This is a genomic window from Nocardioides luteus, assembly GCF_014648595.1.
Classification (GTDB): domain Bacteria; phylum Actinomycetota; class Actinomycetes; order Propionibacteriales; family Nocardioidaceae; genus Nocardioides; species Nocardioides luteus.
Window position 1 is genome coordinate 88795 of the sequence record NZ_BMRK01000012.1, and the last position, 9466, is coordinate 98260.

Annotated in this window: 8 protein-coding genes; 5 read left to right on the forward strand and 3 right to left on the reverse strand. The window is 71.5% G+C overall.

Annotation, left to right across the window (positions count from 1 at the left end):
- Nucleotides 1-34: 34 nt before the first annotated feature.
- Nucleotides 35-757 carry an IclR family transcriptional regulator gene (locus IEY81_RS15590; protein WP_141781349.1) on the forward strand — a complete coding sequence of 241 codons (723 nt, stop codon included), beginning with the start codon at nucleotides 35-37 and terminating at the stop codon, nucleotides 755-757.
- A gap of 121 nt (nucleotides 758-878) precedes the next feature.
- Here the strand turns inward: IEY81_RS15590 and IEY81_RS15595 are convergent, their stop codons facing one another.
- Genes IEY81_RS15595 through IEY81_RS15605 form a run of 3 tightly spaced genes read right to left on the reverse strand, consistent with a single transcriptional unit; the run spans nucleotide 879 to nucleotide 3291 of the window.
- A complete protein-coding gene (locus IEY81_RS15595; RefSeq protein ID WP_189119397.1) occupies nucleotides 879-1328 on the reverse strand; it encodes a hypothetical protein in 450 nt (149 codons plus the stop codon).
- On the reverse strand, nucleotides 1328-1807 hold the full coding sequence (locus IEY81_RS15600) for a methylated-DNA--[protein]-cysteine S-methyltransferase (RefSeq protein WP_189119398.1): 480 nt from the start codon (nucleotides 1805-1807) through the stop codon (nucleotides 1328-1330). Before IEY81_RS15600 ends, IEY81_RS15595 begins: the two co-directional genes overlap by 1 nt.
- Nucleotides 1807-3291 carry an Ada metal-binding domain-containing protein gene (locus IEY81_RS15605; RefSeq protein WP_189119399.1) on the reverse strand — a complete coding sequence of 495 codons (1485 nt, stop codon included), beginning with the start codon at nucleotides 3289-3291 and terminating at the stop codon, nucleotides 1807-1809. Before IEY81_RS15605 ends, IEY81_RS15600 begins: the two co-directional genes overlap by 1 nt.
- A gap of 161 nt (nucleotides 3292-3452) precedes the next feature.
- On the opposite strand from IEY81_RS15605, the gene IEY81_RS15610 reads away from it, so the two are divergent.
- The 4 genes from IEY81_RS15610 to IEY81_RS15625 all read left to right on the forward strand — a co-directional run.
- On the forward strand, nucleotides 3453-4637 hold the full coding sequence (locus IEY81_RS15610; protein ID WP_189119400.1) for an LCP family protein: 1185 nt from the start codon (nucleotides 3453-3455) through the stop codon (nucleotides 4635-4637).
- Between the two features lie 23 nt (nucleotides 4638-4660).
- On the forward strand, nucleotides 4661-6202 hold the full coding sequence (gene hutH / locus IEY81_RS15615; RefSeq protein WP_189119401.1) for a histidine ammonia-lyase: 1542 nt from the start codon (nucleotides 4661-4663) through the stop codon (nucleotides 6200-6202).
- 195 nt (nucleotides 6203-6397) lie between these two features.
- Complete coding sequence (gene hutU, locus IEY81_RS15620) at nucleotides 6398-8053, forward strand: urocanate hydratase (protein ID WP_229787902.1); 1656 nt, start codon at nucleotides 6398-6400, stop codon at nucleotides 8051-8053.
- Between the two features lie 157 nt (nucleotides 8054-8210).
- The coding region (locus IEY81_RS15625; RefSeq protein WP_189119403.1) for an allantoate amidohydrolase at nucleotides 8211-9466 on the forward strand (1256 nt) is incomplete at its 3' end.

Sequence of the window (9466 nt, forward strand, 5' to 3'; positions counted from 1 at the left end):
TGCATCTCAGGTTCTGAGAAGTTAGTCTTGCGATATGGACAGTTCCAGCGGTGTGGGCGTGCTCGACAAGGCCGCCCTTGTGCTCACAGCTCTCGAATCCGGCCCGGCGACCCTGGCAGGTCTGGTCGCAGGAACGGGCCTCGCCCGCCCGACCGCGCACCGCCTGGCGGTCGCACTCGAGCACCACCGTCTGGTCGCCCGTGACATGCAGGGCCGCTTCGTCCTCGGCCCCCGGCTGGCCGAGCTCTCCGCCGCCGCCGGCGAGGACCGGCTGCTCGCCACCGCCGGCCCGGTGCTGGCGCGTCTGCGCGACATCACCGGCGAGTCCGCGCAGCTGTGGCGCCGCCAGGGCGACTTCCGTGTCTGCGTCGCCGCCGCCGAGCGGCCCTCGGGTCTCCGCGACACCATCCCGGTTGGCTCCCAGCTCACCATGCGCGCCGGGTCGGCCGCTCAGATACTGATCGCCTGGGAGGACCCCGAGCGCCTCCACCGTGGCCTGCAGAACGCAGCCTTCTCCGCCGCCGCCCTCTCCGGCATCCGCCGCCGCGGCTGGGCCCAGTCGATCGGCGAGCGCGAGGCCGGCGTCGCCTCGGTCTCTGCTCCGGTCCGCTCCCCCGGCGGCAAGGTCATCGCCGCCGTCTCCGTCTCCGGCCCCCTCGAGCGCCTCAGCCGCCAGCCCGGCAAGATGCACGCTCCTGCTGTGCTCGCTGCTGCCGATCGGCTCTCCGAGTCGCTCCGGCGCGCGGCTGCTGAGTAACTTCTGTCACTTCAGCCCCATGAATACCCGGTTGACCGGGTATTCATGGACTTGACGGGTGTTTCAGTGCCCGTCAAGTCCAGGGATACCCGGTCGACCGGGTATCCCTGGGAACAGCCCCTCACGCACAGATCTCCCGCACCGCATCCCGCACAGCCCGAAAATCCTCGGCCCGGCTCTGCTCCTTCTCGAGCCCCACGATCGCCGCGACGTCGTAGTCGTCGAAGAGCCGGGGCCGGGCGTCCTCGAGGTCACCGGCGACGAGCACGATCACGCCGGCCGCGGTGCTCTCCGCGAACCGCACCGACCAGGTCGGCTGCTGGAGCCCGCCGACACGCTCGATCGTGCTCTTCGCCTGGTCGCTCGAGACGTCCTGATCGCAGGTCACCCGGCCGTTGACGAGGAGCTCGTCCTCGGTCCGGTCCGGGCTCGAGCTCGACCTGGCCGGAGGCTCAGGCTCGACCGAGCCGACGGACTCCGACCCGCAGCCGGCGAGGCCGGAGAGGCCGGCGACGGCAGTGAGGAGCGCGACGGCCGCCAGCGGCGTACGCCACCCGAGAGATCTGGCCATCAGAAGAGCGCACCGCTCTCCAGGCCGAGGAGCGTCGTCTTGCGGTCCAGCCCGCCGGCGTAGCCGGTCAGGGAGCCGTTCGCGCCAACGACGCGGTGGCACGGGATGACGATCGGGATCGGGTTCCTGCCGTTGGCGAGCCCGACCGCGCGGGCGCCGTGGCCGGTCAGGTCGAGACGGCCGGCGATCTGCCCGTAGGAGCAGGTCGTGCCGTACTCGATCTTCTGCAGCTGCTCCCACACCCGCGTCTGGAACGCGGTCCCGGAGGGTGCGAGCGGCAGGTCGAAGGTGGTGCGGTCGCCGGCGAAGTACTCGGCGAGCTGCCGGGCGCACTCAAGGAGCAGCGGGTCGGAGTCGTCGCGCTCACCGCGCGGCCGGCCCTCGGCGTACAGCGCGGGCATGAAGTCGATCGCGGTGATCGCACCGTCGTGGGCGACCAGCCGGAGCTGGCCGACCGGCGAGTCGATCAGGGTCCACATCAGAGTTCCTCCAAGGGGGTCAGTGAAGTCCACAGGTAGAGCAGGGCGTACGAGCGCCACGGCCGCCACGCGGCCACATCCGCCGCGGGCGCACCGAGCACTTCCAGCGCTCGTCGGATGCCGACGTCGGTCGGCAGGAAGACGTCGGGGTGGCCGAGCGCGCGCAGGGCGACGTAGTCGGCGGTCCAGGGCCCGACACCGGGCAGGCTGAGCAGCTGCTCGCGCACGACGTCGCGGTCGGTGCCACGGTCGAGCTGGAGCTCGCCGGAGGCGAGGGCTGCGGCCAGGCCGGTGACGGCACGGCCTCGTGAGCGGGGCATCGGCATCCCGGCCGGGTCGGCCGCGGCCAGGGTCTCCGCGGACGGGAAGAGGTGGGTGAGGCCGTCGATGTCGGTGGTGATCGGGCGGCCGTGCTCGGCGACGATCCCCGCCAGCACCGTGCGCGCGCCGGCGACCGAGACCTGCTGTCCCACGATCGTACGCAGCGCCAGCTCGCCCCCGCAGACCGTGCCCGGCACGCGCAGCCCCGGCAGTGCCTTGGCCAGCGGGCCGATGATCTCGTCGACGAAGACCTCCGCGATCGCGCGCGGGTCGCAGTCGGCGTCGACGAGACGCCGCGCGCGTTCGACGGCTGCGGTGGTGTCGCGCAGGTCGGCGAGCTTGAAGGTGGCGTGGACGAAACCGGTCTCGCCCTCGGGGATGTCGGTGAGCTCGATGCGGAGCGTTCCCGGTCCGTTGGGCAGGTCGAGGGTGCGGGCGAACCAGAGCCGGCCGTTGTCCACGCCGCCGGCCTCGACGCCGGGGACGAGATGGTCACGGAGGAAGGCGTGCAGAGCTCGGCCGGCGAACGGGGTGCGCACGGCGAGCCGCAGCGAGATCGTCCCGTCGGCCCGGCGCCGCGACCCGCGGCGGCCGCGGAGCTCGGTCGGCGAGGCCGCATAGACCTCGCGGACGGTGTCGTTGAATTGGCGTACGCTCGAGAAACCGGCGGCGAAGGCGATGTCGGCGAAGCCGAGCTCGGTGGTCTCGACCAGCGTCCGCGCCGTCTGTGCGCGCCGTGCTCGAGCGAGCGCCAGCGGGCCGGCGCCGAGCTCAGTGGTGAGCAGCCGGGTCAGGTGGCGGGGCGAGTAGCCGACCCGGCGGGCGAGTCCCTCGACCCCCTCCCGGTCGACGACGCCGTCGGCGATCAGCCGCATCGCCCGCCCCGCCAGCGTGGCCGCGACGTCCCACTCCGGGCTGCCCGGGGTGGCGTCGGGTCGGCAGCGCTTGCAGGCGCGGTAGCCGGCCGCCTGGGCCGCGGCCGCGGTGCGATGGAAGGAGACGTTGGTCAGCGCCGGGGTGCGGGCCGGGCACGAGGGGCGGCAGTAGATCCCGGTGGAGGCCACCGCCGTGTAGAAGATCCCGTCGAAGCGCCGGTCGCGCGAGCGTACGGCGCGGTAGCACGATTCGAAGTCGAGTCCGTTCACGCTCGTCGCTGTGTCCATGGGTTCTATGGTGCCGTGTTCGGAACGAAATTACGCGCGGATTTCGGACAGCGCCTTCCTCATGGTTTCACAATGTCGTTACCTGAAGCAGCAACCTCTCGGCTCACTGAGGCGTAGAACTCGTGAGGGCTGCTCACCGTGGCGGCGATCGAGGGAGGGTGATGGGGACCGAAGCAGGGTCGGGCACGCGGACTGTGGTGCTGACCGTCGTGGTCACGATGCTGTTCCTCGCGGTCGGCACCGGGATCGCCACCTGGGCGTTCTACAGCCGGCTCAACCGCAACCTCGACTCGGTCGGCGACATCCCGCACCTGGTCGACGAACCCGAGGCGAAGGACGAGGGGCAGGGGCCGAAGCAGCCGCTCAACATCTTGATCCTGGGCACCGACGGACGTGACTGCAAGGGCTGCTCGATCGACGGCGAGGGCGGTTCCGGTGGCTCGGACAGCACGATCCTGCTCCACGTCGCCGCCGACCGGAAGTCGGCCTACGGCGTCTCGATCCCCCGCGACGCCCTCGTCGACCGGCCCGAGTGCACCGCACCCGACGGGGACACGATCCCCGAGGCCAGCGATGTGATGTGGAACCAGGCCTACTCGGTCGGCGGACCGATCTGCACCGCCCGTCAGACCGAGCTCCTCACCGGCATCCCGATCGACCACTACATCGCGCTGGACTTCGCCGGCTTCCGCGGCATGGTCGACGCCGTCGGCGGCGTGAAGATCTGCATCCCGGAGGCGATCGACGACAAGGAGCACAACATCTTCCTGCCCGCGGGCACCCGCAACCTGCGCGGGAAGCAGGCGCTGGACTACGTACGCAACCGCTCCTCCACGCCGAACGCCGACCTGGGCCGGATGCGCCGTCAGCAGTACTTCCTGACCGCGCTCGCCACCAAGGTCCTCTCCGCCGGCACGCTGGCTCGGCCGAGCCGGCTCGCGGCCTTCGCGACCGAGCTCTCCAAGTCGATCACCACGGATGTCGAGACCGTCGCCGGGCTGGCCGAGATGGCCGGTGAGATGCGCGACGTCGACCCGGCGAGCATCGAGTTCGAGACCGTGCCCAACCGGGCCTTCCCGACCGGCGACCCCCACTGGGGCCGGCTCGAGATCCTCCCGGAGGCCGAGGAGCTGTGGCAGCGGATGCTCGAGGACCGGCCGCTCCACGACCCGGCGGCGGCTGTCACTGACCCGTCTTCACCGACGTCACCGCGCTCCCCCAAGGAGTCGGCGACCACCGGGGATCCCCAGGTCAGCACTTCGCCCGAAAAGCGTCCGGCGGACGCAGTGAGCCCCGAGGACAAGGAGAAGGACGCCGCCGACAACGGCCTCTGCTCACCTGCCTGAGTGTGATGTGATCCACTCACCTCATGACCAACACCACGGTTCCCGTCGGGGTCGGCGCCCTCACCTTCGACCAGGTCGTCGCCGTCGCCCGTCACCAAGCACCCATCACCCTCACCGACGAGTCGCTGTTCGCGATGGCCACCAGCCGCGCGCTCATCGAGGACCTCGCTCACGACACCCGCCCCCACTACGGCATCTCGACCGGTTTCGGAGCGCTGGCCAACACCTCCATCCCGCCCGAGCACCGCGCCCAGCTGCAGGCCTCGCTGGTCCGTTCCCACGCGGCTTCCTCGGGCGCGGAGATCGAGAAGGAGGTCGTACGCGGCCTCATGCTGCTGCGTCTCTCGACCCTCGCCACCGGCCGGACCGGCGTACGCCCCGAGGTGGCCGAGACCTACGCCGCGCTCCTCAACGCCCAGATCACGCCGGTGATCGGCGAGTACGGCTCGCTCGGCTGCTCCGGTGACCTCGCCCCGCTGGCCCACTGTGCGCTGGCCGCGATGGGTGAGGGCGAGGTACGCGATGCCCACGGCGCACTCGTACCCGCCGCCGACGCACTCGCCGCCGCCGGGATCACCCCGGTGCAGCTGCGCGAGAAGGAGGGGCTGGCGCTGATCAACGGCACCGACGGGATGCTGGCGATGCTCGTCCTGGCCCTCGCCGACCTGGACGACCTGGTGGCCACCGCCGACATCGCCGGCGCGCTCAGCATCGAGGGGCTCCAGGGCACCGACACCGTCTTCGCCGAGGACCTCCAGGCGCTGCGTCCGCACGCCGGCCAGGCGACCTCGGCCGCCAACATCCGCGCGGTGCTGGCCGGCAGCGGGATCGTCGCCGACCACCGCGGCACCGGCTTCACCCGGGTGCAGGACGCCTACTCGCTGCGCTGCGCGCCCCAGGTCCACGGCGCGGTTCGCGACACCATGGCGCATGCCGCCCGGGTGGCGCAGACCGAGCTCGCCAGCGCGGTGGACAACCCGGTCGTCACCCTCGACGGCCGCGTCGAGTCCAACGGCAACTTCCACGGGGCTCCGGTGGGCTACGTACTCGACTTCCTGGCCATCGCCACCGCCGATCTGGCCTCGATCTCCGAACGCCGCACCGACCGTTTCCTCGACAAGGCGCGCAACCACGGGCTGCCCCCGTTCCTCGCCCACGACCCGGGCGTCGACTCGGGGCACATGATCGCGCAGTACACCCAGGCCGGGATCGTGTCCGACCTCAAGCGTCTCGCGGTCCCCGCGTCGGTCGACTCCATCCCGACCTCCGCGATGCAGGAGGACCACGTCTCGATGGGCTGGAACGCCGCCCGCAAGCTGCGCCGTGCGATCGCAGGGGCGCAGCAGGTCGTCGCGATCGAGCTCCTCACCGCCGCGCGCGCGATCGACATGCGCAGCCCGGAGCGCCCCGGCGCCGTCGGCGCAGCGCTGGTCTCCGCGATCCGCGAGCTGGTCCCGGCTCCCGGCCCAGACCGCTTCCTCGCGCCCGACATCAAGTCCGTCGTCGGCCTCGTCACCAGTGGTGCGCTGCTGGCGAAGGCTCGTGAGCTGACCGAGATCCGCTGAGCTGCTGGTCGGTGCGGGTGGCGGGCCAAATTCCCGCCATGGCGGGGAAATGGAGCCCCAACCCGCCACCCGACCCGCAGATCTCGCGGCAAATTCCCGCCATGGCGGGTATTTGCCCCGCCCGAACGCACCCAGAACCAACTTTTCACCGGGCCGGGCTGACGCCCGATCCCCTGATGAGGTGAGATGGACCACATGAGCGAACCACGCACTGTCCGCGCACCCCGCGGCGCCGAGATCACCGCCAAGACCTGGCAGACCGAGGCCGCCAAGCGCATGCTGATGAACAACCTCGACCCGGAGGTGGCCGAGCGCCCCGACGACCTCGTCGTCTACGGCGGCACCGGCCGCGCGGCGCGGTCGTGGGAGGCGTACGACGCGATCGTCCGCACCCTCGACGAGCTCGAGGCCGACGAGACGCTGCTGGTGCAGTCCGGCAAGCCCGTCGGCGTCTTCCGCACCCACGAGTGGGCGCCGCGCGTCCTGATCGCCAACTCCAACCTCGTCGGCGACTGGGCGACCTGGCCCGAGTTCCGGCGACTGGAGTCGCTCGGACTGACGATGTACGGCCAGATGACCGCCGGCTCGTGGATCTACATCGGCACCCAGGGCATCCTGCAGGGCACCTACGAATGTTTTGCGGCCATCGGACGCAAACGTTTCGGGGGTTCGCTGGCCGGCACCCTGACCCTGACCGGCGGCGCCGGCGGCATGGGCGGCGCCCAGCCGCTCGCCGTCACGCTCAACGAGGGCGTCGTGATCGTCGTCGACGTCGACGCCACGCGTCTCCAGCGCCGCGTCGACCACGGCTACATGGACACCGTCGCCTCCTCCCTCGACGACGCGCTCGCCCAGGCCGAGGAGGCCAAGAAGGCACGTACGCCGCGCTCCATCGGTGTCGTGGGCAACTGCGCCGAGGTCTTCCCGGAGGTCCTCGCCCGCGGCACCGAGGTCGACATCGTCACCGACCAGACCTCTGCTCACGACCCGCTCTCCTACCTCCCGCTCGAATTCACGGTCGAGGAGTGGGCCGACCGCGCGGCCGAGGACCCCGAGGGCTTCACCGAGAAGGCGCAGGCCTCGATGGCCAAGCACGTCGAGGCGATGGTCGGCTTCATGGACCGGGGCGCCGAGGTCTTCGACTACGGCAACTCGCTGCGCGAGGGCGCGCGCCTCGGCGGGTTCGCGAACGCGTTCGCCTTCCCCGGCTTCGTACCCGCCTACATCCGCCCGCTCTTCGAGGAAGGCCTCGGCCCGTTCCGCTGGGCGGCGCTCTCGGGCGACCCCGAGGACATCGCCAAGACCGACCGCGCGATCGTCGACCTCTTCCCCGAGAACGAGGGCCTCAAGCGCTGGATCACCCAAGCCGGCGAGAAGGTCCACTTCGAGGGCCTGCCCGCGCGGATCTGCTGGCTCGGCTACAAAGAGCGTCACCTCGCCGGGCTGAAGTTCAACGAGATGGTCGCCTCCGGCGAGCTCTCCGCGCCGGTCGTCATCGGCCGCGACCACCTCGACTCCGGCTCCGTCGCCTCGCCCTACCGCGAGACCGAGCAGATGTTGGACGGGTCCGACGCGATCGCCGACTGGCCGCTGCTCAACGCGCTGCTCAACACCGCCTCGGGCGCCTCCTGGGTCTCCATCCACCACGGCGGCGGCGTCGGCATCGGCCGCTCCATCCACGCCGGCCAGGTCTGCGTCGCCGACGGCACCCCGCTGGCCGCCGAGAAGATCGAGCGCGTCCTCACCAACGACCCCGGCACCGGCGTCATGCGTCACGTCGACGCCGGTTACGAGCACGCCCGCGACGTCGCCCGCGAGCGCGGCCTGGACATCCCGATGCTGGACGGCTGAGGCCGATAGGACTGTGTTGGTCTCGACACGTTCGGCCGCAGGCGGCCTCCCGGCTCGACCAGCGGTGCCTCCGCTGGTCGAGCCGCCGGAGCCGCTAGGCGGAGGCGTGTCGAGACCAACACCTCAGCGTCATCGAACGACCGACCCAAGGATCTGAATGACTCTCGACGTCGTCACCCTGCTCGACGAGATCGCCGACATCGGCCGAGACCCCGTACGCGGCGGCTACTCCCGTCACGTCTACGACCCGGCGGAGCTGGAGCTGCGGGAGTGGTTCCGACGTACGGCCTCCGGGCTGGGTCTCGATGTCGAGACCGACCGCAACGGCAACATCTGGGCACACTGGGGCCCACGCGGCGACGGGACGATCGCGATCGGCTCCCACCTCGACTCGGTGCCGGGCGGAGGCGCCTACGACGGCCCGCTCGGAGTCACCTCCTCGCTCGCCGCGGTCTCGGCGCTGATGTCGGAGGGGCTCGTCCCGGCCCGGCCGGTGACGGTCGCGGCGTTCGGCGAGGAGGAGGGTTCGCGGTTCGGCATCGCGTGCCTGGGGTCGAAGCTGATGACCGGCGCGCTCTCCGGCGAGAAGGTGGCCGCGCTGACCGACGAGGCCGGGGTGACGTACGCCGAGGCGTGCCGCTCCGACGGGATCGACCCCGCCGGGCTCGGCCGCGACGAGGAGCGGCTGGCGAGCCTGGCGGCCTTCGTCGAGCTCCACGTCGAGCAGGGCATCGGCCTCGCCGACCTCGGCGCCCCGGTCGCGGTGGCCTCCTCGATCCTGGCCCACGGCCGCTGGAGGCTGGTCTTCTCCGGCGAGGGCAACCACGCCGGCGCGACCCGGATGCGGGATCGCCGCGACCCTGTGGCCGCGATGGCCGCCGCGGTCCTCACCGCCCAGCGCATCGCCTCAGCCCATGACGGCGACGGCGCCGCCCGGGCCACCATCGGCCGGCTCACCCCGATCCCGGGCGGCACCAACGTGATCGCCTCCCGGGTCGATGCCTGGCTCGACGTACGCGGCGACACCGACCCGCAGACCCGAGCACTCCTCGAGGAGATCCTGGACGCGTCCCGCGCGGCGGCCGAGGAGCACGGTTGCACGCTGGAGGTGACCGAGGAGTCGTACGTCTCCACCGTCCACTTCGACACTGACCTGCAAGAACGTCTCCTCGACGTGCTCGGCGAGGTGCCGGTCCTCTCCACCGGCGCGGGCCACGACGCCGGCATCCTCGCCGCCGAGATCCCCACCGCCATGCTCTTCACCCGCAACCCCACCGGCGTCTCCCACTCCCCCTACGAGACCGCCACCGACGACGACTGCCGCGCCGGAGCGGACGCCCTCACCGACGTCCTCCGCGCCCTGGCGAGCGAGCCGAGCGAGCCGAGCGAGCCGAGCGAGCCGAGCGAGCCGAG